The organism is Kamptonema formosum PCC 6407 (genome assembly GCF_000332155.1).
Taxonomy (GTDB): domain Bacteria; phylum Cyanobacteriota; class Cyanobacteriia; order Cyanobacteriales; family Microcoleaceae; genus Kamptonema; species Kamptonema formosum.
On record NZ_KB235904.1, the window covers coordinates 1,727,372 to 1,753,784 of the forward strand.

The 26,413-nt window shown below is 42.4% G+C and carries 13 protein-coding genes; 8 read left to right on the forward strand and 5 right to left on the reverse strand.

Features of this window, described 5'->3' with window-relative positions; genetic code table 11:
• The first annotated feature begins 491 nt into the window (after positions 1–491).
• Positions 492–5,843 carry an AAA family ATPase gene (locus OSCIL6407_RS0124465; protein ID WP_007354110.1) on the forward strand — a complete coding sequence of 1,784 codons (5,352 nt, stop codon included), beginning with the start codon at positions 492–494 and terminating at the stop codon, positions 5,841–5,843.
• 228 nt (positions 5,844–6,071) lie between these two features.
• Here the strand turns inward: OSCIL6407_RS0124465 and OSCIL6407_RS0124470 are convergent, their stop codons facing one another.
• On the reverse strand, positions 6,072–7,109 hold the full coding sequence (locus tag OSCIL6407_RS0124470; protein ID WP_007354111.1) for an Ldh family oxidoreductase: 1,038 nt from the start codon (positions 7,107–7,109) through the stop codon (positions 6,072–6,074).
• A gap of 243 nt (positions 7,110–7,352) precedes the next feature.
• On the opposite strand from OSCIL6407_RS0124470, the gene OSCIL6407_RS0124475 reads away from it, so the two are divergent.
• Positions 7,353–8,942: a calcium-binding protein gene (locus tag OSCIL6407_RS0124475; RefSeq protein ID WP_007354112.1), complete on the forward strand. Its 1,590-nt coding sequence runs from the start codon at positions 7,353–7,355 to the stop codon at positions 8,940–8,942.
• A gap of 4 nt (positions 8,943–8,946) precedes the next feature.
• On the opposite strand, the gene OSCIL6407_RS0124480 is transcribed toward OSCIL6407_RS0124475, so the two are convergent.
• The 3 genes from OSCIL6407_RS0124480 to OSCIL6407_RS0124490 form a co-directional block, all read right to left on the reverse strand.
• A complete protein-coding gene (locus tag OSCIL6407_RS0124480) occupies positions 8,947–9,306 on the reverse strand; it encodes a hypothetical protein (protein ID WP_007354113.1) in 360 nt (119 codons plus the stop codon).
• 109 nt (positions 9,307–9,415) lie between these two features.
• Positions 9,416–10,873, reverse strand: coding sequence for an IS200/IS605 family element transposase accessory protein TnpB (locus OSCIL6407_RS0124485; RefSeq protein WP_007354114.1), 1,458 nt, complete (start codon positions 10,871–10,873; stop codon positions 9,416–9,418).
• Between the two features lie 45 nt (positions 10,874–10,918).
• Positions 10,919–11,515 carry an IS607 family transposase gene (locus OSCIL6407_RS0124490; protein WP_007354115.1) on the reverse strand — a complete coding sequence of 199 codons (597 nt, stop codon included), beginning with the start codon at positions 11,513–11,515 and terminating at the stop codon, positions 10,919–10,921.
• Positions 11,516–11,906: 391 nt separating this feature from the next.
• Here OSCIL6407_RS0124490 and psbO point away from each other — a divergent pair, with 391 nt between their 5' ends.
• The 5 genes from psbO to OSCIL6407_RS0124510 all read left to right on the forward strand — a co-directional run bounded on the left by psbO (position 11,907) and on the right by OSCIL6407_RS0124510 (position 21,433).
• The gene (psbO, locus tag OSCIL6407_RS0124495) at positions 11,907–12,746 is read left to right on the forward strand and encodes a photosystem II manganese-stabilizing polypeptide (protein WP_007354116.1); all 840 of its coding nucleotides are present in this window, start codon (positions 11,907–11,909) and stop codon (positions 12,744–12,746) included.
• On the forward strand, positions 12,718–12,894 hold the full coding sequence (locus tag OSCIL6407_RS35595) for a hypothetical protein (RefSeq protein WP_155523425.1): 177 nt from the start codon (positions 12,718–12,720) through the stop codon (positions 12,892–12,894). The genes psbO and OSCIL6407_RS35595 overlap by 29 nt, the downstream gene beginning before the upstream one ends.
• A 362-nt stretch (positions 12,895–13,256) precedes the next feature.
• Entirely contained in the window at positions 13,257–14,024 is a 768-nt protein-coding gene (locus OSCIL6407_RS0124500) for an RNA polymerase sigma factor SigF (protein WP_026103848.1), read from the forward strand.
• Between the two features lie 490 nt (positions 14,025–14,514).
• Positions 14,515–19,854 (forward strand): trifunctional serine/threonine-protein kinase/ATP-binding protein/sensor histidine kinase, encoded by a 5,340-nt coding sequence (locus OSCIL6407_RS0124505; protein ID WP_007354118.1) that lies wholly within the window; start codon positions 14,515–14,517, stop codon positions 19,852–19,854.
• 43 nt (positions 19,855–19,897) lie between these two features.
• Positions 19,898–21,433 (forward strand): ATP-binding protein, encoded by a 1,536-nt coding sequence (locus tag OSCIL6407_RS0124510; protein WP_007354119.1) that lies wholly within the window; start codon positions 19,898–19,900, stop codon positions 21,431–21,433.
• 208 nt (positions 21,434–21,641) lie between these two features.
• Here the strand turns inward: OSCIL6407_RS0124510 and OSCIL6407_RS0124515 are convergent, their stop codons facing one another.
• Complete coding sequence (locus tag OSCIL6407_RS0124515) at positions 21,642–22,817, reverse strand: pyridoxal phosphate-dependent aminotransferase (protein ID WP_007354120.1); 1,176 nt, start codon at positions 22,815–22,817, stop codon at positions 21,642–21,644.
• 323 nt (positions 22,818–23,140) lie between these two features.
• Between OSCIL6407_RS0124515 and OSCIL6407_RS0124520 the strand changes: the two genes are divergently transcribed.
• A complete protein-coding gene (locus OSCIL6407_RS0124520) occupies positions 23,141–26,230 on the forward strand; it encodes a GAF domain-containing protein (RefSeq protein ID WP_019487792.1) in 3,090 nt (1,029 codons plus the stop codon).
• Positions 26,231–26,413 lie beyond the last annotated feature (183 nt).

The following is a 26,413-nucleotide window of genomic DNA, read 5'->3' on the forward strand; positions in this document are numbered from 1 at the left end:
GGGGAGGAACCAGAAAAGCCCCCTTTCTAAGGGGAGGAACCAGAAAAGCCCCCTTTCTAAGGGGGTTGGGGGTAGAGTATTGTAGGGTGCGTCAGTCCAAAGTGTTTCCCGTTTAAGCGTAAGCGATCACTTTACTCGCACCCTACTTGCTTCGTTAGTCGTTGTAAAATATAGCGGTTCTCAATTATATAGGTACGCAAAGACCCCCCCTAGCCCCCCCTTGTAAAGGGGAGGAACCGGAAAAGCCCCCTTTCTAAGGGGAGGAACCGGAAAGGCCCCCTTTCTAAGGGGAGGAACCGGAAAAAGCCCCCTTTCCCTTTCTAAGGGGAGGAACCGGAAAAAGCCCCCTTTCTAAGGGGAGGAACCGAAAAAGCCCCCTTTCTAAGGGGGTTGGGGGTAGAGCCCCCTTTCTAAGGGGGTTGGGGGTAGAACACCCTACTTGCTTCTATTAAAAAATCCCTAAACTACCCAGATTAAATATTGAGCAACTTATGAGCGTAACAAATTATCAGATCGGTGAACAAATCCATGAAAGCGAGCAATCTTTAGTCTATAGAGGTATTCTTCTCTCTGAAAATTTACCAATTATTATTAAAATCCTTAAGGATAACTATCCTAGTATCTCTGCTTTCACTCGTTACAAGCAGGAATATGAAATTATCCGCTCTTTAAATAGCGATCGAGTTATCAAAGCCTATCAATCTCAACGCCATCAAAATAGCCTAGCAATACTTTTAGAAGACTTTGGAGGTAAATCCTTAAAATCTTTAATTTCTGAGCGCCAGTTTACTCTAAAAGAATTTCTCACCATTGCCATCGAGATAGCGGAAAGTTTAGCAGCTATTCATGCAGCAAATATTATTCACAAAGACATTAACCCTTCCAATATTGTCTATAACCAAGAAACCAAACAACTCAAAATCATTGACTTTGGAATTGCTACCCGTTTATCTGAAGAAAACCAGACGGTTCGCAACCTAAATCAACTAGAAGGTACTTTAGCTTATATAGCGCCAGAGCAAACTGGCAGAATGAATCGAGGCATAGATTATCGCAGCGATTTTTATTCCCTCGGTGTCACGCTCTACGAATTGCTAACCCACCAATTACCTTTTCCAACAACTGACCCCATTGAGTTAGTGCATTGCCATATTGCTCAACAACCCGCAGCCTGTCAAGAGATAATATCCACTATTCCTGAAGCAGTTTCTAACATTGTGATGAAATTGTTAGCTAAAACTCCAGAAGAAAGATATCAAACCGCCTGGGGACTCAAAGCAGATTTAGAAACCTGCCTAAATCAACTGCAAACTACAGGTCAAATTTCTGTCTTTCCTCTAGGCAATCGAGATATTTCCGATAAGTTTCGGATTCCTCAAAAACTCTATGGTCGGGAACAGGAAGTTACTCAACTGTTAACTACCTTTGAACGAGTTAGCCAAGGCAGCACCGAAATATTGATGGTTTCTGGTTATTCAGGGATTGGCAAGTCAGCCTTAATCAATGAAATTCATAAACCTATCGTCCGTCAGCGCGGATACTTTATCAGTGGAAAATTTGACCAGTTAAAGCGGGATATTCCTTATGCAGCAATTAGCCAAGCCTTCCAAGACTTAATCCGGCAACTTCTGAGCGAACCTGCTACCAAATTGCAAACTTGGAAAGAACGCATTATAGAAGCATTGGGACTTAACGCTCAAGTCATTATTGATGTCATTCCAGAACTAGAAAAAATTATTGGCAAACAACCCCAAGTCGAACAATTAGGCGCGACTGAATCTCAGAATAGATTTAATTTGTTTTTTCAAAGGTTTATCAGCATTTTTTGCAAACAAGAACATCCATTAGCGATTTTTCTGGACGATTTGCAATGGGCAGATTTACCCTCTCTGAATTTATTTGAACAATTAACAACTGAACCCAATAGTCAATACCTGTTGACGATCGGAGCCTACCGGAATAACGAAGTCAATGCCACTCATCCTTTAATTCTCACCTTAGAAAAAATCCAAAAATTAGGTGTTAATATTAATAATATTATCCTTTCTCCTTTAACAACATCACAGGTTAATCAATTAATTGCCGACTCCCTAAGTAGTTCAATAAAAAATTGCAAAAATTTAGCAGAATTGGTGAGTAGTAAAACTCAAGGAAACCCATTTTTCTTAACCCAGCTATTGCAATCTCTATACAAGGATAATTTATTTTCATTTAGTCAAAAACAAGGAGGCTGGCAATGGAATATTGCAGAAATCCAAGGTATTCAGATAACTGAAAATGTAGTTGATTTAATGATTAAAAAAATTCAAAAACTGAATAAAAATACGCAAGAAGCTTTAAAAATAGCTGCTTGTATTGGAAGTAGATTTGATTTGGAAGTTCTCTCTGTCGTCAATACTAAATCTCAAGCTGATACAACTAAAGACCTTTGGCCTGCTATCCAAGAAGGTTTGATTTTACCATTGAATGAAAATTATAGAATTCCTTTGCTCTGGAATCAAGAAGAAATATCTGAAGATACTTTAGTAATCTCTACTAATTCTATTCCTCAGTATCCAGATTCAATACCCTATAAATTTTTGCATGACCGAGTTCAACAAGCTGCCTATGCGCTGATTCCTGAAACAGAAAAAAAAGCAGTTCATTTGCAAGTGGGAAGATTATTACTAGAAAATACGAAAGAAGATTTGTTAGAAGAAAATCTTTTTGAAATTGTCAATCAATTCAATGAGAGCTTGGAATTAATTACTGAACAGTCAGAAAAATACGAGTTAGCTAAATTAAATCTTCGTGCAGGTCAAAAAGCCAAAATATCAACAGCCTATGCACCTTCCCTAAGATATTTAGAGGTTGGGTTAGGACTGCTTGCTCAAGATAGTTGGGAATCCCAATATAGATTAAGCCTAGATATTCATCTGGAAACATTAGAATCTCTTTACTTAAATGCTAAATTTGAGCAGATTGAAAAGATATCTGGAATTGTCCAGCAAAAAACCAAAGGAATTCTTGATAGAGTGCGGATGTATCAGGGAAAAATCATGTTTTATTATGATACATTTCAGCATAAAAAAGCGATAGAAACTGCTGTTACAGCTTTGGCAGAATTGGGAATAATCATACCTCAAGAAACAGTCGAAATCCAAAATAGAATTAACAAAGAGCAAGAGTCTTTAACATTACTTTTAAAAGAAATACAGGTTGAAGATTTATTTGATCTGCTGCCACTAAAGGATGAGTATAAAATTGCTGCTATATCGATCATTCACCACATTTTACCTACTACAGTTACTACGAATTTTTTATTGCTTTTATTGATGCTATTAACACAGATGAATATTTGCGTAAAATATGGAAATCCTCCATTAGCTGCATATACTTATAGTTTTTATGCTGGATTTATTTTGTGTGGAGTAACAAGGGATATTGATCTCGGATATAAGTTTGGTCAACTATCTATAAAGTTAATGAGCCAAGCTAATATTTCCCAATTAGAAGTTGTTGTTACACATTTATACTATGGTTTTATATGGCATTGGAAAGAGTTTTTGAGAAGTACATCGACACAAGAAAAGCTTCTTACTGCTATTCAAAGAGGTATAGATTCAGGAAATAACGAATATGCTGGTTTTTTAATTTCAACTTATTGTTTAATAATTTTCTTTGAAGGAAATAATTTGGAAGATGCTAATGAAAACTATGTAAAATATACTAAATTAACTAAGCAATTAAACAAAGATTTTAGTTTTACTTATTTGAAGATTTTTCATCAAGTCATCATTACTTTGACAAGGATATATAACCCAGAATGTTGCTTGGTCATTGGCTCTACCCAAAAAGAAGAAAATGAACATTTAGAAAATTGGATTCAAAGTAACAATGGATGGCTCTTATTTATTGCTAATTTTTCTAAAACACTTTTGTATTATTTATTTAAAGATTATGGTCAAGCTGTCTGCCAAAGTATGGAAGCTCAGAAATATGTCCAATCTTGTGGTTCGTATTTGCCTGCTCCACAACATAATTTTTATTACTCTCTAGCTTTACTAGGCGCGTATAACAATTGTGAAATAGAAAAGCAAAGAGAATTTCTAAAGCAGCTAGAAGAAAATCAGCATTTGATGAAACTCTGGGTCGAACACTGCCCAGAAAATTTTCAAAATAAATACGCTCTTGTCGAAGCCGAAAAAGCCCGCATTCTAGGTCAAAACTGGGAAGCACAACAACTTTACGAACAAGCTATCCAAGGTGCTAAAAAATCAGAATTCATCCACGAAGAAGCCCTAGCCTACGAACGCGCCGCAGAATTCTATCTATCACTAGGCAGAGAAGAAATCGGTCAATTGTATCTCAGAAATGCTCATTATTGCTACACCCAATGGGGAGCCAAAGCCAAAGTTACAGCCTTAGAAACAGAATATCCCCAGTTGCGAGTACGCATAACCAATAGAACAGATACTAACCGCACCAGTACCACCTCTACTGGTAGCAATGGAGAAGTCCTAGACTTAACAACCGTCATCAAAGCCTCCCAAGCTCTCGCCGGAGAAATTGTCCTAGAAAAATTACTAGCCAAACTAATGCAGTTTGCTATTGAAAATGCCGGCGCTCAAAAAGGATATCTGATTTTAGTCAATAACAATAAATTAACGATTGAAGCCGCTAGAGAAGTAGGCAAAGATGAAGTCACCGTCTTGCAATCCCAGTCAGTAGAAACCACTGACCTACTCCCCCAAGGAATTATTAACTATGCCATGAGAACCCAAGAAGATTTGGTACTGGGTGATGCAACTAACCAAGGACTTTTTATCAACGAACCTTATATTGTTGAAAATCAACCCAAGTCAGTTCTCTGCACTCCCATCATCAATCAAGGCAAACTAATCGGACTACTTTACCTAGAAAATAATCTTACCACCGATGCCTTTACTGCCGATCGCTTAGAACTGCTAAGAATTCTGTCATCCCAAGCAGCAATTTCCATTGAAAATGCTCTCCTCTACCAAACCTTAGAGCAAAAAGTTGAAGAACGAACTGCCGAATTAGCCCAGGCGAATACAGAGATTGTCAAACTAAATGAACGCCTCAAAGAAGACAATTTGCGAATGAGTGCCGAACTAGATATTACTCGCGAATTACAACAAATGATTCTGCCCAAAGAGTGGGAATTGCAACAAATTCCGGGTCTGGATATCGCCGGATTCATGGAACCAGCTACCGAAGTCGGCGGCGACTACTATGACGTGCTCAATCAAGATGGACGGATTAAAATCGGCATTGGCGATGTCACCGGTCACGGACTAGAAAGTGGTGTGGTAATGATTATGGCGCAAACTGCGGTACGAGCATTATTAGCGAATAATGAAACTGACCCAGTGCGCTTTTTAAGTGCCGTCAACCAGACAATTTACGGTAACGTCCAGCGGATGAATGCCGATAAAATGCTGTCTCTGGCTTTACTAGACTATCAGGATGGTACTGTACGCATCAGCGGACAACACGAAGAAGTAATTTTAATCCGTGCCGATGGTAGCCTAGAACTGATTGATACAATGAATTTAGGTTTTCCAATTGGCCTGGAATCAGATGTTGCTGATTTTATCAGTGAATTAGAAATAGTCTTAAATCCTGGGGATGGAATTGTCCTCTATACAGATGGCATCACTGAGGCGGAAAATCCTGAGAAGGAACTATACGGACTAGAAAGATTGTGTGACGTAGTTCGTCAGAATTACAACTTATCGGCAACGGAAATGCAGCAAAATATTATTGCCGATGTTCGCCGTTATATTGGCACTCAAGAAGTTTTTGATGACATTACTTTGGTCGTCTTGAAACAGAAATAGCTGGGGAAGAGGGGCTAGGGGCTAGGGGCTAGGGGCTAGGGAAGAGGGGAAGAGGGGAAGAGGGGGAAGAGCGGCGAGCGCCTAGCTTACGTTTTGTCATTGCGAGCTCCGCGAAGCAATCTCAAACCCCTGGGATTGCTTCACTTCACTTCTGTTTGCTTCGTGCCTCGCAACTTGCAATGACAACCAACAACCAACAACTAACAACTAACAACCAACAACCAACAACTAACAATTAACATATTCAGGAGGAATAACACTCAACTTTTCCGACCAATCCCGAAACTCTAAAGCTACTGCCGCTTCAATCGGAATACCGACTTCCCGGCGATTTGTTTCCGATTCATACTCAGGTTCACCAGGAAAAAGAATCGCCTCACCCTGAGCTTTTACCTCCTGAATCGCCTGAGTCACAACCTGCGAAAGTAACGCACCTCCAGCAAACCTTTGAGGGTCAATTGCTATCATCAAAGAACCCAAACAGCGGTTTCTATTTAAATCTTTATACATATTAGTAACATGAGGCCCAAAAGCCATCCCATTCAAAGGGCCGCACAGCATATCAATCATAAATCCCAAGGCATATCCCTTATGCTCAGCTATAGGTTTAAGCGCCACCATTTCCCTCAATTCATCAGTATCTTCTCCCTCTTCATTCACCGCTAATCCTAAAGGAATAGAGCTACCATCCCGACGGGCATTTACAATTCGATTCCAAGGTACTATACTCGTAGCCATATCCACACATAACGGTCGATCTACAATCCTTGAAGGAATCGCAATTGAAATCGGATTAGTGCCAAAAAAAGCCCGCTTTCCTAAATGGGGAACCACCAAAGCATCCGTATGAGTAAAAGCAATCCCCATCATCCCTGCTAAACAAGCTTGGCGAGTATAAAGTCCAATCGCACCGCAGTGGGAAGAATTACTAATCCCCACAATTCCTACCCCTGCATTTCTAGCCAGAGAAATCGCTTTTTCCATAGCAAAATGACACACAAATATCCCTAAACCATGATTGCCGTCTAATTGACCAGTCGCCGCCCCAGTCTCAGTAAATTGTAGTTGAGGACGAGGGTTAAGAGTGCCACCAGTGAGACGATTTAGATAATGGGGAACTCGCGCAACACCGTGAGAATCTATTCCCCAGAGACTTGTTTGTACTAGACCAGATGCTACAATTTCTGCCTCACTTTCAGGCATCCCCGTTGCCATTAAAACCTGCCTAACCCAAAGAGATAATTTATCTGAAGAGATTGCTAACATTTATTTGTGATTTTGCTCAAAATTATGATTTAATCTCACCGGATTGACAAATTCAGTTAAAACTGGAGATATAGCAACCGCCACAACGGTTAAGACACTCACTCAAGGCCCAAACTATTGACTCTCTTCCCCTCTTTCCCTTCTTTCCCTAGTCCTGAGCATCGTAGCCCCTAGCCCCTAACCGCAGAAAGCGGTTGCTATATTCATCAACTGTGGTTTTTTTGAGGAGAAACGTATTCAATTATGGCAAATATATTCGGTACTGACGAAAACGACGAAATTGTAGGAAATCCAGCTAGCGACCGAATTCGCGGCTTAGATGGCGATGATACTATCTATGGAGTAGGCGGAGACGATACTTTAGAAGGAAGCCAAGGTCTAGACCAGCTTTTCGGCGGAGATGGAGCTGATTCAATTCTAGGCGAAGAAGGCAATGATACTTTAGTCGGCAACAGCGGTCGCGATTTAATTTTCGGCGGAGTCGGTGATGACTGCATTCACGGCGGTCTTGGAAACGATACCATCCTCGGCCAAGATAACAACGATACCTTGTTTGGAGACGCTGGAGATGATTTTGTCAACGGCAACCTGGGCTTTGATATCGTCACGGGCGGTACTGGCAACGACACCATCCGAGGTGGAGAAGATGACGATAGCGTGTTTGGGAATGCTGACGATGACTACTTGTATGGAGATACTGGTAATGATTCTCTCAGTGGCGATCGCGGTAGCGACCAACTTTTAGGTGGCGATGGTCAAGACTTCCTCACTGGAGGCGACGGTGAGGACACCCTGTTTGGCGAAGCTGACAACGATGTACTCAATGGAGATTTTGGCAATGACCAAATCTACGCCGGTAAAGGTAACGATACAGCATCCGGCGGCGCTGCCTCGGACACCATTCTAGGAGGTGAAGGTGACGACTCCTTATTTGGAAATGACGATAACGATTTTATCTTCGGTGGCAAGGCTAATGATGCTCTTGATGGCGGCTTTGGCGACGATTCCATCGCCGGAGGACTCGGCGATGATACTATCATTGGCGGCTTTGGGAATGACAATTTATTGGGAGCAGAAAATAATGACATCCTAATTGGAGGCGAGGGCACGGATACCCTGACTGGCGGTAGTGGTAGCGATTTATTTGTATTAGGCTCTGGTGCTGGTAGTTTGTCTATAATTACTGACTACGACGATGCCGCAGATTTTGTTGGGTTGCCCAGCAATTTATCCTTTAACGATCTCCAAGTTCAGCAAGGCAATGGTTTAAATCGCAGAGATACTATTGTTTCCATCGGCGGCAAGATTTTAGCAATCTTTGTAGATAATCCTTCAGCGCTGATCACTGTAGATGATTTTATAGATGTTGACGAAACGTTGGTATCAGTACCGACTAGGACACCATCGCCAACGCCAACGCCAACGCCAACTCCAACTCCAACTCCAACTCCAACTCCAACACCAACGCCAACACCCACACCAACTCCCACACCAACTCCCACACCAACTCCCACACCAACCCCAACACCCACACCAACTCCCACACCAACTCCCACACCAACAGCTACCCCTGCGCCCACACCAACACCAACAGCTACACCAACAGCTACACCAACTCCCACACCAACTCCCACGACCACAACTTCGAGGCTTACTACCCCACCTGAAATTAATCCGCCAGCGACATTGCCGCTCTCAGGTATAAACGTCAGCCCCGCGTCTGAGCATAGCCTGTTGCCAGTGATTCCTGGTCAAGTACCAAGTATCCTGCCAGTGCAACCCAACCTGACACCATTGATATCCAACCCAACAGTACCGACTTTGTGGCCGTAGAGTTTTATAACTCCAGAGGAGTCTGAGTGTTATCCCACTCAGACTCATCCTGTTCCTCTTCTAGAAGCGAGAGGCGATCGCAGCCACTTAAAAACGATCGCAACTTCATGCGGTGAATATAAGGCCAACCGCCTTCCGCTTCAATATTCCTTAGTAACTGATAAAGTGCTTGGCGGTTATCTGGCAAAGACGATTGAAACAGGTTCTCCCGAATTTCCCGGTGCAAACCCTCCAAAGTCCGCAGTAAAGCTAAAAGTAGCAGACTGTTCCCTTGACAACTCTCCGCTAAACCATAAACCTCTTCAGTAAGGGATTGCAACTCAGACTGCAACTTTCCCGACTCCAAATTTGTGTCCCTGTCCATATCTTGTCTGGTATCCCCTTGGTGGTTGCTATATTAGCCGCTTTTGAAAATCTAGGTAAACCTAGCAAAACTCAGCGGTGTAAGTTTCTTAAGCAATCTTTCCTATCGCTTACGCTTCCTCAATATTGAGGTTGCCCAGGAAATCCCAGTTAGAGTTAGAATAGTAACTATGTCTATTAGTTATTATTCCAGATTGCTTGATTTTTTTATTCAGTTGATTCCACAGGCTCCAAACGTGCTTAGTTGATTTCACCTCAACAAAGGCGGTTAAAGAGCCTGGTATTTTTTCCGATAACCTCATTCCCCTACGGGCAATCACTAACGCTGCCGATTCATCACTAGCCAATCCATACATTCTTAAATATTTGACTAAGCCAATCACGCTGGAATAAGCAGGATTGACTGTTGAAAGCTCAACACCCCTATTAGAAAGAATTGAATTTAACAACTTAAAAAACTCAGAATAAGCCCAACTTGAAAGCATCCGAGCGTATTTATTGCCACGCTCTCTAAGTTGCTCTTTTTTGGTTGCAAAGTCTAATTCCTCAGAGACTATTGGACATTGAAACTTGATAGCCAGTGCCGACAATTCTAGGCAAGCCTTAACAAGTTTATCCTGTTGTTTACCGTTTGGCAAACCAGTTTGCAATGGGATCTGACCGTGCGATTTCAAGTTGCCTTCAGCATCAATATGAACCCAACCAATTGAGCCGGGATTCAGATCTATCCCAATACATCCATAATTTACGGAATGTGATACTTGCTTAATCTCTGATGGGGTAAAGCTAACAGCGACACACCATTTATCCTCTTTGTAGTAGAAGTGCCAAGTTTTAGCACCCGTAGCTGGTAATCGGTTGATGTTGCGAGGGAAGTTTCCAATCTTAGAATCTACATTTTTACCAAACTTAGATTCTAAACAAACTGGCACTCTAAACCTTAAGTTGTCACCATCCCATTGACACACCTGATTACCATAAGACTCATCTTTGGAGCCAACGACGAAGGCTTGATTCTTGGGGACGCGAACCTTGATAGGGATTGACTTTAGAGTGGTTAATATTTGTAGATACTTGGTCAGCTTGCGTTTTTTGTTGTGTATCTGAAAGCGTAGATTTTGCCAATTAGTTTGACGATGCTTTAAGGAGCTAGATAAGGGGAATCCACAGCCAGTCTTACTGTTCTGCCAGTTCTTTTTAGCGTAAAATTTCCGAGCTAATCTGAGTTTTTTCTCGGCTTTTTTCAGCCAACTCTCGCAAGATTGAGCTTTGCCTTCCAAGGTTTTTATATGTGAAATGCGGCACAATGCGGCACTATCAACAGCACCCTTAGCCGATGAGATTACACCATTGGCATGACGTTTACTAATCCCGTAAGTTTTTTGTAGGTGTGTGTTCCATTGCGACTTATTAAATCCTTCTCCCAACAACATAAAGTTGACGGTTTCACATACTGCTTTGTGGAATATTGGTGCGTAAGCGCCCAAAAACATTTCTAGCTGAGTTTTGCCTATGGCATTCAACTCATCTATAGGTGTCGGGATTGCTTTGCAGTATGTAAGTGTCATCTGATTATAGAGCCTGATTGAATCTTGCTTTATTTCTGCATAGTATCACGGCTGCGTAGCTTCTGCAAGTTTTTCTAAAAGTTTTTTATTCTTGCTTGAGTGAGAGCCGTAGAGTCTAGCAGAAAAGACTGTGATAATTTCCAGAACATCCGATGCTAAATCCTCTTCAAAGGTTGCATCCTCTTTTTTGTTTAGTATGATTACTTCAATATCGTGGTACTCACATACAGCAAAAATAAGTTCAGATCCGAACCGAAGCAATCTATCTTTATGGGTGATTACAAGACGCGCTACATCACCATCTAAAATAGCTGCGAGTAGTTTATTTAAACCTTTTTTGCGATAATTCATGCCACTACCTAAGTCTCTAATGACCTCGTAATTCCAGCCATTAGATTGACAGTAGCTAGACAACACCGCGTCTTGCCTATCAAGGTCGTGTTTCTGATCTTGGGATGAAACACGGGCGTAAGCAAGGGTTTTACCAAGTTTTTGCTCTACAAAGTCAGCCAACCTGTACCGCCTGTGTCCGCCATTGGTTCTGACTGATTTAATTTTTCCCTCGTTCTCCCAACGCCTGATGGTGTCTACACTGACGGCTTTGAGTTCCGCTAGTTCGCCTATACTAATTAGTCTGTCCATTGCTTTGCCTAGAATTACCTGCTTGAAATATAGGTAATTCTAGGTATTTTGTCAACTGCCATTAACCCACTTTTTTTTCTCAATGCTCGACTGTACCAGTTGATGCTACCATAATGAACTTAGCCTACCAAGTTGGCGAACAACCTGACTTCCACCATAAGTCAGTATGTGAGCACAAGCCATGTACAATTCTGTATTGGGCTATTAACCGAACCTTTTCAGAAATTTTAAGTTATTGCTTAACTTCACCGCACTTACTCAAAATTTGAGTCGAGTGCAGCGGAGTATTTTGGATGGTTGTGTTGCCGTAGCCTGCCCTGCCTGCACAGCGTCTTGCCCAGAGTAGGGCTTTCTACATTTATTATTCCGATGTTGGATATTGAGGTTGACAATGAGGTATCGCGCTTTAATTGTTGCACTCCTAGCTCTGTGCTTGAGTGTACTGACAGCTTGCTCAGAAGGGCCGACGGTTGCTAGTAGTGAGGCACTAACCTACGACCAAATTAGAGGCACTGGCTTGGCAAATAACTGCCCTAGTTTGCCAGAAACCGCTCGTGGGTCAATTCCTTTGGCTTCAGATAGCACCTATTCGGTGGCTGGTTTGTGTTTGCAGCCAACGAGTTTTTTTGTTAAGGAAGAACCCGTTAATAAGCGACAAGAGGCTGAATATATTCCTGGTAAATTGCTGACCCGGTTTACATCTAGCATCGATCAGGTACAAGGAAGGCTAAAGGTTAGTTCTGACGGTACTCTGACTTTCAAGGAAGAGGACGGCTTAGATTTCCAAGCGATTACTGTTCAGCTTCCCGGCGGCGAACAAGTACCTTTCCTGTTTACCATTAAAGAGCTAGTTGCTAAGTCCGAACCAGGATCGGCTACTCTCAATACTTCTACTGATTTGGAAGGAACCTTTAACGTTCCCTCCTACCGCAGTGCTGGTTTCCTAGATCCTAAAGGTCGCGGCGTGTCTACCGGTTATGACAATGCTGTGGCTCTTCAAGGGAAAGGCGAACAAGGCGAACTCACTCGCGCTAATGTCAAGTTGGCTGACACCCAAACTAAAGCAGGTAAAATTTCTCTGCAAGTTGCTAAGGTGAATGGTAGCACGGGTGAAATTGGCGGGATTTTTGAGAGCGAACAACCTTCTGATACTGACTTGGGAGCTAGACCATCCCTTGAAGTCAAAATTCGCGGTTTATTTTATGCTCGCATTGAACCCTCCGAGTCCTAATTTCGGGGGGTTGGCAGAGGTGGGCGATCGCTTGTCACTGTTGAAGAAATTAACTGCATTTCTGAGTCATGAGCGATCGCGCTACCCGCTCCAAACTAAGGCGAAAGATTTAGCCTCTAGTTTTCAGGGGTTAAGTTTTCTCTACTGACTCTGCTTGAGATACTTGGAGGGGCAATTAGCCCCTCTTTTTTTAGGAAGAAGGGGCTTAGCCCCTAACCTACGAAAGCGGTTGCTTACTTCTGGTGTTAAAAAGTTTGCTCAGTCTACTTAAATAGGGTCTTGCGATCGCATCGATAATCAAGTAAGATACGCACTTAAAGGAAATATAGGATAAGGGCAAAAACTACAGGAAAAAACCTGACAGAGCCAAAGCGCAAAGCATCCTATATTTCCTTTAAAGTGTCTTCGATCACTTCTGTTTGGTGCCGCGATCGCAGCAGTTTAAGCAAAATTTGCCATACTGAAGCTCAAGCACAATCAGTGGTCTACTCTACCAACCCAAACCTCACCATGTCTACCAGAGTTAACAATGACCTAAAAACTGAAAGCTTACAATTGTTACGGGAGTACCAACAAGCTCCTTCAAACGAAGTACGCAACGAATTAGTCAAACTCAACATCGGACTGGTGAGGAAAGAAGTTCACCACTGGCTTCACCAATGCACTGAAAGCTACGACGATCTACTACAAGTAGGTTCTATTGGCTTAATTAGAGCTATTGAGCGGTTTGATATGTCAAAGGGCAATGCCTTTAGTTCTTTTGCTATTCCCTACATCCGAGGTGAAATTCAGCACTATTTGCGCGATAAAAGCCCTTCTGTCCGCGTACCTCGCCACTGGCTAACTCTAGAACGTCAATCATCCTCGATAGTCAAGGATTTGCAAGTGCGGCTGAATCGCCACCCTACTGATATTGAAGTAGCAACAGCTCTGAATATCTCTGTGGGAGAATGGCAAGAAATTAAATTAGCCTGTCGCAATCGCTCCCCTCTGAGTTTGGATGCTCCCCTACAGGATGAAGAAGAAGGTGCTACTTGTCTGGGAGAATTAGTACCAGATAATCGCTATCGCAGTTTTCAGTTAGCTCAAGAGGATCGAATTCGTTTACAGCAAGCTCTGGCTAAGTTGGAAGAGCGGACTCGCGAAATCTTGGAGTTTGTTTTCCTCTACGATTTGACGCAAAAAGAGACAGCCGAACGTTTAGGTATTAGTGCAGTGACAGTTTCTCGGCGAGTCAAGAAAGGACTGGATTCGCTCAAGGAAATGATGACTAAATAACTATTAGAAGATTGAAGAAAAATAGATTTAAGATTTTTGGGAGCGATCGCAATCTTTCTATTAGACATCGACCGAACTTAAGTATTTTTTCAGACCAAGCAACCATTTAAGCTCGGATTATTTTTCAGAGATATCTATGTAGGGCTAAATCTTAATTTAGAACACAGTACCTCAACCGACCTATGAAGTTCGCCAAGCCTTAATTAGAGTTTATCGGGCTCATGCTCCATAGTAAAGACACCTTATGAACATCGACGGTGATGGCATTTAGTGTCTCTTACCTGTTTGTCGAATAAGCTTTCGAGCGCTCGCAATCTCGACATGAATCATTACTTATCTTTTTAAAGAAATGTTAAAAATAAATAACTTTATTTAAAACCTTTATTTTTGCTTAAATTCTAAAGTAGTCTAATTATTATAAATACATATAAATTGCAAATTAACGCTTCATAAAAAATTTGTGTATTAATACTTAAAAGAGACTGCAAGAATGATTAACTTAGCTGGTTACGAGATTACCGACCAAATTCATGAAAGTAATAATTCTTTAGTTTGTCGGGGAGTGAGAAAGCAAGACAACCAACCCATCATTCTCAAATTTCTCAAGCAAGATTATCCGATGCCAGCCTCATTAGTTAGATACAAGCAGGAATACGAGATTACGCGCAATCTCAACCTAGAAAGTGTACCTAAAACCTACAGTTTAGAAAGATACCAGAACAGTTTGGTTATTATTTTTGAGGATTGTGGTGGAGAATCATTAAAACTCTTGTTGGCTTCTCACAAATTTACCTTAGAGGAGTTTTTGTCAACAGCGATAAAAATAACCAGAGCTTTAGGTCAAATTCATCAACATAACATTATTCATAAAGATATCAACCCCAGCAATATTATCATTAACTCAATCACAGGGCTAGTCCAAATCATAGATTTTGGCATATCTTCTGTCTTATCGCGCGAAAATCCTAGTATTAACAACCCCAATATTTTAGAAGGAACTCTTACCTATATATCGCCGGAACAAACCGGTAGAATGAACCGCGTCATAGACTACCGCACTGATTTTTACTCATTAGGAGTTACCTTTTACGAACTACTAACGGAGCAACTGCCCTGTGATTACAGCGATGCAATGGAATTAGTCCATTGTCACATCGCGAAACAAGTAGTATCACCACATGAAATTAATACAGCAATTCCTAAAGGGATTGCGGATATCGTGATGAAGCTGTTAGCAAAAACGGCTGAAGCGAGATATCAAAGTGCTTGGGGAATCATCGCTGACTTAGAGGAATGCCTGACTCAATTACAGACAAAAGGAGAAATTGCAGATTTCGCGATCGCGCAAAAAGATATTACCGATAAGTTTCAAATACCCCAAAAACTCTATGGGAGAGAACGAGAAGTTGAAACCTTATTGTCAGCCTTCGATCGCGTCAGCAATGGCACGACAGAAATCATGTTAGTATCGGGTTACTCTGGCATTGGTAAATCCGCCTTAGTGCAAGAAGTTTATAAACCAATTACTAAGGCTAGAGGTTATTTTATTGCTGGTAAATTCGACCAATTTCAACGCAATATCCCTTACTCAGCTATTGTTAAAGCTTTTCAGTCATTAGTCAAGCAACTATTAACTGAGAGCGAAACGCAACTAGCCGCCTGGAAAGAAAAACTTTTAGCCGCTTTTGGTGATAACGGTCAGATCGTTATAGATGTCATTCCCGACGTAGAACTTATCGTTGGCCAACAGCAACCAGTGCAAGAATTAGGGGCTACAGAAGCACAAAACCGCTTTAATTTAGTCTTTCAAAAATTCATTAGGGTATTTTGTTCAGTCGAGCATCCTTTAGTCATATTTCTGGACGATTTACAATGGGCGGATTCTGCTACCTTGAAACTGCTACAAGTAATGATGGCAGATGAGGAAACGAAATATTTATTTTTAATTGGTGCTTATCGAGATAACGAAGTTAACCCCACACATCCCTTGATAATGACTTTGGAGGGGCTGCAAAACCAAGGCGCGACTATTAACCAAATTATCTTAACTGCATTAGATATCGAACATATCGCTAAATTGATTGCTGATACTGTGCGTATGGATAGAGGCTCAATCATGCCCCTAGCTGAGTTAGTCGTTGGTAAAACTCAAGGCAATCCTTTTTTTGTCAATCAGTTCCTCAGAACTCTCTATGAAGAAAACCTCCTGAATTTCAATTTATTGCAAAGAAGCTGGGATTGGAATATTTCAGAAATTGAAGCAGTAGGGATTACCGATAACGTCGTTGAGTTGATGGTCGGTAAATTGAGAAAGATGCCAAATTTAACTCAGCAGGTTTTACGGTTGGCCGCTTGTGTTGGTAATAGTTTTGACTTAAATACTATCTCTATAGTCAACGAAAAATCTACGACCGAAACGTTTCAAGAGCTATTTCCCGCCATCCAAGATGGATTAATTTTAGCCACTTCTGAATTAGGCGTAACAGAAAAAGAAATTGTTAACTCTCCTCTAGTCATTACTAATTATAAGTTTTTGCACGATCGCGTGCAACAAGCAGCTTATACTCTGATTGAGAAAACTTCTAAAAAAATAGTCCATTTGCAAATTGGTCGCCTGCTTTGGCAAAATATATCAACCGATATGCGAACGGAAGAAATATTTGCGATCGTCGATCATCTGAATTTAGGAATTGAAGGGGTTAGTGACAAATCCGAACAAACTGAAATTGCAAAACTTAATTTAACAGCAGGTCAGAAAGCCAAAGCAGCAACGGCTTATGCTGCCGCTACCGAATATTTGCAAGCAGGTTTGGAACTGCTAGTAAAAGATAGCTGGACTCATGATTACGAACTGACATTAGCACTACATACCGAAGCAGCAGAGGCAGCATTTCTGAGTGGTGATTTTGACCAAATGAAGAGATTCGTTGAGATAGTACAAAACCATGCCAAAACGCTACTGGACAAAGTGAAAGTATATGAAGTCCAGATGCAAGCTTATGTGTCGCAGAACAAGCTAATTGATGCAGTTAATACAGCGTTACAGGCTGTAAAGCTGTTAGGAGTAGAGTTTCCCCAAGCGCCGAAACCGTCAGATGTTGAGCAGGCACTAGGGGAAACTGCGGTAATTTTGAATGGGAAGCGAATTGAGGAATTAATCGACCTACCTCAAATGAGCGATCCCTATAAACTAGCAGCCATGAGACTTTTATCAAGTATCTTTGCTGCTACATATATTGCCGCCCCAGAACTGTTGCCCTTGACGGTATGCAAACAAGTAGATTTATCTGTCCAATATGGTAATGCTTCTGTGTCTCCCTTTGCTTATGCCAATTATGGTCTTCTGCTTTGCGGAGTTGTGGGAGATATTGATTCAGGCTATCAGTTTGGTCAATTGGCTGTAAATCTATTGTCAAAGTTAAATGCTCCCGAAATCAAAGCCAAGACAGTTCTCGTAGTAAATATATTTATCCGACATTGGAAAGAGCATTTGAAAGAAACCTTAGAGCCTTTGTTATCAGTTTACTCTAGCGGAATGGAGACGGGAGATTTAGAATGGGCTGCCTTTGGTCTAATGATGTACTCCTATTTCGCTTACTTTACCGGCAAAGAACTGACTGTCCTTGAAAGAGAGATGGCAACTTACAGAGACGCTGCTCATCAAATCAAGCAACAAACAGCGCTTAATTATATAGAAACCTATCGACAGGCTACCTTAAATTTGCTCGGAAAAAGTGAAAATCCATCGCTTCTAAAGGGTGAAGCCTGCGATGAGGAGATCAAGTTGCTATTGCACCAGCAAGCAAATGACAAAACGGGAGTTGCCTACATATATTGGAATAAATTTTTACTGAGTTATTGGTTTGAAAATTACTCAGAAGCCATTGAGCATAGTACTATAGCAGAAAAGTATTTAGACGTTCTATTAGGATTGCCCCTTGTTCCCGTTTTCCATTTTTACGATTCTTTGGTGTGGTTGGCGGTGTATTCTGATACTCCACAGTCAGAGCAGCAGGGCATTCTTGACAGAGTACAAGCTAATCAAGAAAAAATGGATAAATGGGCGCATCATGCTCCAATGAATTATCTGCACAAATTCTATTTAGTAGAAGCAGAATGGTATCGGGTTTTAGGTGAAAAAGTAGAGGCAATGGAAATGTATGACAAAGCTATTTCCCTTGCTAAGGAAAACAAATACATTCATGAAGAAGCACTTGCTTACGAACTGGCAGCTAAATTTTACTTGTCATGGGGGAAAGAAACGATCGCCCAAGTTTATATGCAAAATGCTCATTATAGCTACCAACTCTGGGGCGCTATAGCTAAAGTTGAGGATTTAGAAAAGAAATATCCCCAATTCCTATCTAGAACATCAGCCAAGACAATAACTCAAACAAAAGCTAACCGAAAAACTACTGTGCCTACTACTACTAGCACTAATTTGGGAGATACGCTAGATTTAGCCACAGTCATGAAAGCTTCTCAAGCGATTTCAGGTGAAATCGTTTTGAGTAAGTTGCTGGAAAGGTTGATGAAAATCGCGATCGAAAATGCTGGCGCTGAAAAAGGCTTTTTGATTTTAGAAAAAGCGGGAAACTGGGCGATTGAGGCTGAAGGTTCTGTTAAGAAAGATGAAGTGAGCGTGTTGCGATCGCTTCCCCTGAATGCAAAAGCTGATTCTGAGGAAATACCCAAACTAGCAAGTGCGATCGCTAACTATGTCATCCGCACCCAGGAAAATGTAGTTTTAAATAACGCTACTCAAGAGGGACAATTTACCCGCGATCCTTATATTGCCGCCACTCAACCGAAATCGATTCTCTGCACTCCCCTGGTACACCAAGGCAAGCTGACAGGCATTCTTTACCTGGAAAATAACTTGACAGAAGGAGCTTTTACTACAGATCGGCTAGAACTGTTAAAATTGTTATCAGCCCAAATAGCTATTTCCATTGAAAATGCCCAGCTCTACAATAACTTACAGGAGTTCAATCAAAACTTAGAGCAGTTAGTAGGCGATCGCACTCAAGAATTATCCAACACGCTGGATGCTTTAAAAGCAACCCAAAGTAAACTCGTGGAATCAGAAAAAATGGCATCTCTGGGAGGATTAGTCGCTGGCGTTGCCCATGAAATTAATACTCCCGTCGGAGTTGGTGTCACTGTTGCTTCAGCTTTAGCAGAACATACCACAGAATTTGCATCTATTTATAATAGTGGCAAAATGAAGCGCTCCGAGCTAGAAGAATTTTTAGATATAGCGCTCCAGAGTAGTAATACACTTCTAACTAATCTAAATCAGGCGGCAGCACTGATTCAGAGCTTTAAAGAAGTGGCAGTCGATCGCTCTAGCGAAGAACGCCGAACTTTTCGGGTAAGAGATTATCTGGATGAAATTTTAATCCAATTAAAACCCAAATTAAGAAATAGCAAACATTCGCTCAAACTTAATGGAGACCCCCAAATTGCCATCGATTCTTATCCAGGTGCTTTATCCCAAGTTGCCACCAATTTGCTGATGAACTCTTTGATTCATGCTTACGAACCTGGCGAATCTGGTCAGCTCGTTTTTAATTGGCAGCAAGATGGCGATCGACTTAGCTTTGAATATTCCGATGATGGTCAAGGCATTCCTCCAGAAAATTTAACTAAAATTTTCGAGCCTTTCTTTACTACCAAACGGGGTCAGGGTGGTAGCGGATTGGGATTGCATATTGTCTACAATTTAGTTACCCAAAAACTTCGGGGTGAAATAGAATGTAAAAGTGAGGTGGGAGGAGGAACAAAATTTATTATTAAGCTACCTCTGCAAATTGATTCAAAACCTTAGTCGATCAACTCAAAACATCAGTAATTCATAAAGGTGAGCAGCAATGGACAAAAATATTTATAGCTTTTTAACTGAAGGTTCTTCTGAAAAAGTGCTTTTTGCTGAAGAAGTTAACTCAGATGAAGAGTTATTTTTTGCCGATGAAGTAGCTGAAGTTACCCCGACTGAAAGCTGGAAAATTTTGATTGTAGATGATGAGGCTCAAGTTCACACAGCTACCGATATTGCCTTAAGAAAGTTTGTTTTTGAAAATAAATCTTTAAAGTTTATTAGCGCTTATTCCGCGAAGGAAGCGAAACAGTTAATCCACGAATATCCTGATGTTGCCATCATTCTGCTTGACGTAATTATGGAAACAGATGATGCTGGCTTAGAGTTTGTTAAATATGTTCGAGAAGTGTTAGGCAATCATTTGGTGCGAATTATTTTACGCACAGGTCAACCCGGACAAGTTCCCGAAAAAAGCATTATTATCAATTATGATATTAATGACTATAAAACTAAAACTGAGTTAACGACATCAAAGCTATATACTACAGTGCTAACAGCTTTGAGAAGTTTTTCTCTAGGTCAGAAATTGCAGTCGGAAATAGAGCGGCGCGAACAAGTAGAGCAAGCACTTCGTATCAGTGAAGAAAAAGAACACCAAAAAGCTCTCACCTTAGAGCATTTTGTCAAAGAACTGCAAGAAACACAACTCCAGCTAGTTCAAAGTGAAAAAATGTCTAGTCTCGGTCAATTAGTTGCAGGTGTCGCTCATGAAATTAACAATCCAGTTAACTTTATTTACGGCAATCTCTCCTATGCCAATGACTATATCAAAGAACTCATCTATCTGTTGAATCTCTATCAGCGGTATTACCCGCAACCAGAAGCAGAAATTCTCAAGGAAATAGAAGACGCAGAGTTGCCATTTATCATAGAAGATTTACCAAAACTGCTCTCTTCCATGCAGTTAGGGATCGAACGCATTCGCAATATTGTAAAATCTCTACGAAATTTTTCGCGATTGGATGAAACGGAAATCAAATCAGTGGATATCCACGAAGGGATTAATAGCACTTTGATGATTTTACAGCACCGACTCAAGGCTAAGCCAGATCGTCCTGCTATTAATGTAATTAAAGACTATGGTGTATTACCGCTTGTGACCTGTTATGCGGGTCAGCTCAATCAGGTGTTTATGAACCTTTTAGCTAATGCTATAGATGCTTTAGAAGAGCGAGGAAGTGGAGAAGAGGGTGCAGTTTTTAACCCCCAAATTTTGATTCGTACCGAAGTTGTAGCGGGTAGTTCCCATGAAAATACTAGCTTTGATTCAGGTATTCGGGTAACAATTGCTGATAATGGTATTGGCATGAATGAGAAAGTTCGCTCTAAACTTTTTACTCCATTTTTTACTACTAAGCCAATTGGAAAAGGTACAGGTATGGGATTGTCAATCAGCCGAAAAATCCTACTAGAAAAACACTGCGGTCAATTGCAGTGTTTTTCTACGCCAGAGCAGGGAACGCAGTTTATTATTGAGATGCCGACTATCTGTATACCAAGTAATCTCGCGGTAGCTATTGCTAATTGATAATTAGTAATTGGTAATTGGTAATTGGTAATTGCTAATGGCTAATTGCTAATTGCTAATTGCTAATTGGTAATTGCTAATTGCTAATTGCTAAGCGGGTTTGGTGGGCGCTCGCACTTGAAGCTTGTTACTTTCATCGATAGATGGTTGAGGCGAGCGCCCACCCTACTAACTAACTGACAACCAACTACCAAGCTAACAGTTTAGTTTACAAAGGCATAACTTGCCGGACAAATTTATCTAACCTTTCCATTCCTTTTTCAATTGTAGCTAAATCAGTCGCATACGATAAGCGAATGTGGTCATCAGCGCCAAAAGCAATACCCGGAATTACCGCAATTTGCTGCTGTTCTAGCAAAGCATCGCAGAATTCCAAGGAAGTCATGCCAGTTTTGGCAATATTGACAAACATATAAAAAGCGCCATCAGGTTTAGCGCAACTAATTCCAGGTATGGCATTGAGTAAATCAAACATTACCTGTCGCCTTTGTGCAAAAGCGAGACGCATTTTTTCAACACAGTCTTGTTCGCCTTCAAAAGCAGCAATCGCGCCGTATTGTGCGAAAGTACAAACATTCGATGTACTGTGTCCTTGAACAGTGATTGCTGCTTTAATTAATGCTAGAGGCCCTGCCAAATAACCAATGCGCCAGCCGGTCATTGAATAAGCTTTAGCAAAGCCACTGCTAATAATTGTTCTCTCAAAGATTTCTTTGCCAAAAGAACCGATGCTAGCGTGTTCGGCTCCATCATAGATAATTTTTTCGTAAATTTCATCAGAAACAACTAAGATATCTCGCTCAACTACAACCTCTGCCAGAGCTTTAATTTCCGCAGGTGAATACACCATTCCCGTCGGATTAGAAGGAGAATTGAGGATAAATAACTTCGTGCGGTCAGTAATAGCTTGACGCAGTTGTTCGGGTGTGATTTTATAGCCCGTAGAAGCATCAGTCGGAACAATTACAGGCTTACCACTAGCGAGTTTTACCATTTCTGGATAGCTTAACCAGTAGGGAGATGGAATAATTACCTCATCTCCCCGATCGATCAGCGCCATCATTAAGTTGTAGAGAGAATGTTTGCCGCCATTGGTAACAATAATATTTTCAGCTTGGTAAGAGAGATGATTCTCCTCGCGTAGTTTGCGAGCGATCGCTTCTCTGAGTTTCGGTTCTCCAGCAGCAGGGCCGTATTTAGTTAAGCCAGAGTCTAAAGCAAGTTTAGCCGCCGCTTTGATGCGATCGGGTGTATCAAAATCCGGTTCCCCAGCGCTGAAGCTACAAACATCAATCCCCTGAGCCTTCATTGCCTTAGCCTTAGCTGCGATCGCCAAAGTTAAAGAAGGAGGAACTTCGCCCACTCGTGCTGCCAGTTGAATCATGATTATTTTAGATTTTTAGATTTTAGATTTTAGACTTTAGATTTTAGATTTTAGATTGGGTTGCGGCTACCTTCAACCCTAATATCAGGTAATTTTGACACTTCCCTGACTTTTAAGGGAAAAGCTCGCCCAGCTCCAAAGTCAGATAAACTTGTACAGAGTCCTGCGGAGGGTGAAAATTCGAGTTAACCGCACCCAAATCACAATACTCTTGGATATGTTTAGATAAAATCACATTGCTGCCTAAATTATAGGCGCAACTTACGTCTCATCATTAAAAAATGCTTTCCCTGCATTGGCCTCATAGGTGGAATAACTTGATAGTGAAGCCTTCCCACTTTTTGCGCTACGGGGTCGCGATCTTAGCAGTGGCGATCGCGCTCATGCTCACACTGTTGCTCAAACCGCTACTAGACTCCACCCCTACGCCATTATTTTTTGCAGCCGTAGTGTTGAGTTCTGGGTACGGTGGTTTTGGGCCTGGCTTAGTAGCCGCAGTCGTCTGTACCCTGGTCATTAACTACTATTTTCTAGAGCCGCTCAATTCGCTGCACTTTACAGGTTTTGGCGACATCCTGTTATTGAGCTCTTTCGTCACCGTAGCCGCATTCATCAGTTGCCTCAACGCCAGCCGCCAGAAAGCAGAAAAAACGCTGCTCCTTAGCCTAAAAGAAGTCAGAAATCGCAACCGGCAGCAAGAAGCGATCGCGATGCTGGGTCAACAAGCGCTTGCGGATACAGAGCTTTCTGCCCTCATGGATGAAACTGTTATCCTCGTTGCCCACACTCTAGAAGTAGAATACTGCAAACTTTTGGAACTGCTTCCCGACAGCCGCGCCTTGCTACTACGGGCGGGTATCGGTTGGCGTGAAGGACTCGTAGGTAACGCCATTATAGGTGCAGATCTAGATTCTCAGGCTGGTTACACCCTCTTTTCCTCTGAACCTGCGATCGTTACCGACTTGCGTACCGAAACGCGGTTCAGCGGCCCGCCATTGCTGCTGGAACATCAGGTAATTTCAGGTATGAGCGTCATTATTAGTGGCCGAAACCGACCTTGGGGCGTTCTAGGCGCACACACTAAGGAGCAACGAAAATTTACTAAAGATGATATTAATTTCTTTCAAGCTGTAGCGAACATTTTGGCTGAAACTATAGAACGCCAACTGACTGAAGCTGAACGCGACCAATTTTTAGAGCAGGAGCAAGCAGCACGGGCCGAAGCTGAGGCTAACGAGCGGAATTATCGGTTTTTAGCCGAAACTATTCCCCAGATCGTCTGGACAGCTAGGCCAGACGGCTATCTAGATTACTACAACCAGCGTTGGTTCGACTACACGGGAAAAACTTTAGAGGAAACACAAGGGTGGGCATGGCAGAGAATACTGCACCCAGAGGATTTACAGCCTTGTTTGGAGGCTTGGAACCACGCAGTGGCAACGGGGGAAAATTACGAAATCGAGTATCGCTTCCAGCGGGGGTCAGACGGAAGCTACCGCTGGCATTTGGGTCGGGCTTTGCCGTTGCGGGACAAAGGGGGTCAAATTGTGAAATGGTTTGGAACCTGTACTGATATTGACGATCAAAAGCAGGCGGAAACAGAGCGATCGCTGCTTTTGGAGCGAGAACAGGCGGCGCGGGCCTTGGCGGAGCTATCTGCCGAGCGGGTACACGGTCTGCAAATGGTGACGGATGCTGCGATCGCTCCCCTGGCGATCGATGACTTACTTTCGGAGTTGCTAGATCGGCTTAGCGAAATTCTGCGCGTGGATACAGCGGCGATCTTGCTGGTGGATACTGACGATACTCTCTCGCTGAAGGCAGCTAAAGGGTTGGAGGCAGAAATAGATCGTTTCGTCCGTATCCCCCTGGGCCTTGGCTTGGCGGGACGAATTGCAGCGGATTGCCAACCGCTATCGATCGAGCGCGACGCTTATACTCAAGCTTATAGTCCCCTACTGCAAGAGCGCCAGATTCAGTCGTTGATGGGTGTACCCTTACTGGTGGAAGGTAGAGTCTTGGGGGTCGTTCATGTTGGGACTGTGGAGGTGCGGCAATTCAGTTCTGAAGATTTGCAGTTGCTACAGTTAGCAGGCGATCGCGTGGCAATGGCGATCGATCGCGCTAATTTGTACGAGGCCGAACAGATTGCCCGCCAGCAGGCGGAAGCTGCTAACCGGATTAAGGATGAGTTTTTAGCGATGGTTTCCCACGAACTCCGCACGCCACTAAATTCGATCTTGGGATGGGCGCAAATTCTTCGCAACCGCAAAATGAATGAAACGAAGGTAAATAAGGCGTTGGAGACAATTGAGCGCAACGCCAAGCAGCAGGCGAAACTGATCGATGACATTCTGGATGTCTCCCGGATCATTCGCGGTAAAATTCGCCTTCAGGTAGAACCTCTAAACCTAGTGCCAATTATTCAGGAAGCAGTCGATACCCATTTAGCAGCAGCTCAGGCTAAAAATATTGCCATCGAGTTTTTACAGGCCGATCCTACGATCGCAGTTTTGGGCGATGCGGATCGCTTGCACCAAGTTGTCGGGAATTTACTTTCCAACGCCATCAAGTTTACACCTGTCGGAGGTAGGGTAAAAGTGCGACTGGATCGAGATTGGGGATGGGGGGGTAGCGACTGGCACTTAGGCAATCCAAAATCTTCTGGTTTGATCCCTGGAGGTATTGGGGAAAAGCAAAATCGGAAATTGCAGTATGCGTTGATTTGTGTCAAGGATACTGGTATTGGTATCGCCCCTGAGTTTTTACCCCAGGTTTTTGAAGGTTTCCGGCAAGCGGACGGGTCGATTACTAGACCTCATGGCGGACTGGGATTGGGACTAACGATCGCCCACTATTTGACTGAACTGCATGGCGGAACTGTTAAGGCTACCAGCGGGGGGATAGGTGAGGGAGCCACTTTTACTGTCAAGCTACCGATCGCAGAGGGAGTGAGCGATCGCCCATTGGAACCTCTACCAGCCGAATCACCTACAACTCCCCCCTCAGTAATTCGCGGCATACCCACTCCTTTATCTGGGGTGCGAATACTGGTAGTTGATGACGATGCGGATACCTGCGAGTTAATTGCTACTGTGTTGGGGCAATTTGGGGCTGTGGTCAAGACGGTAAGTTCTGCGAAACTGGCTCTAGAAGCGATCGAACAGGCGAGGCCGGATCTATTGGTGAGCGACATCGGAATGCCTGGTGAGAATGGCTATCAGTTAATTCGCAAAGTCAGACAGTTGGAGGCCGAACGTGGGGGATACATTCCTGCGATCGCACTTACGGCCTACGCTAGGGATGAGGATCGACGACAGGCAATGCAGGCTGGCTTTCAGTTGCACTTTCCTAAACCTGTCGAACCAGCTTTGTTAGCGGCGGTACTGGCTAATTTGGCTGGACACAATTGAATTGCTAATTGCTAATTGCTAATTGCTAATTGCTAATTGCTAATTGCTAATTGCTAATTGGTAGAGGTTGATTTGTAGTTTATTGAGACTGAAATTTTTAGCGGACTTCTGCAATATCCCTCTGCTGTCACTAAGCGGCAGAAGAAAATAACAATTCACTCTTATTGATCGCCAGAGAGGAGC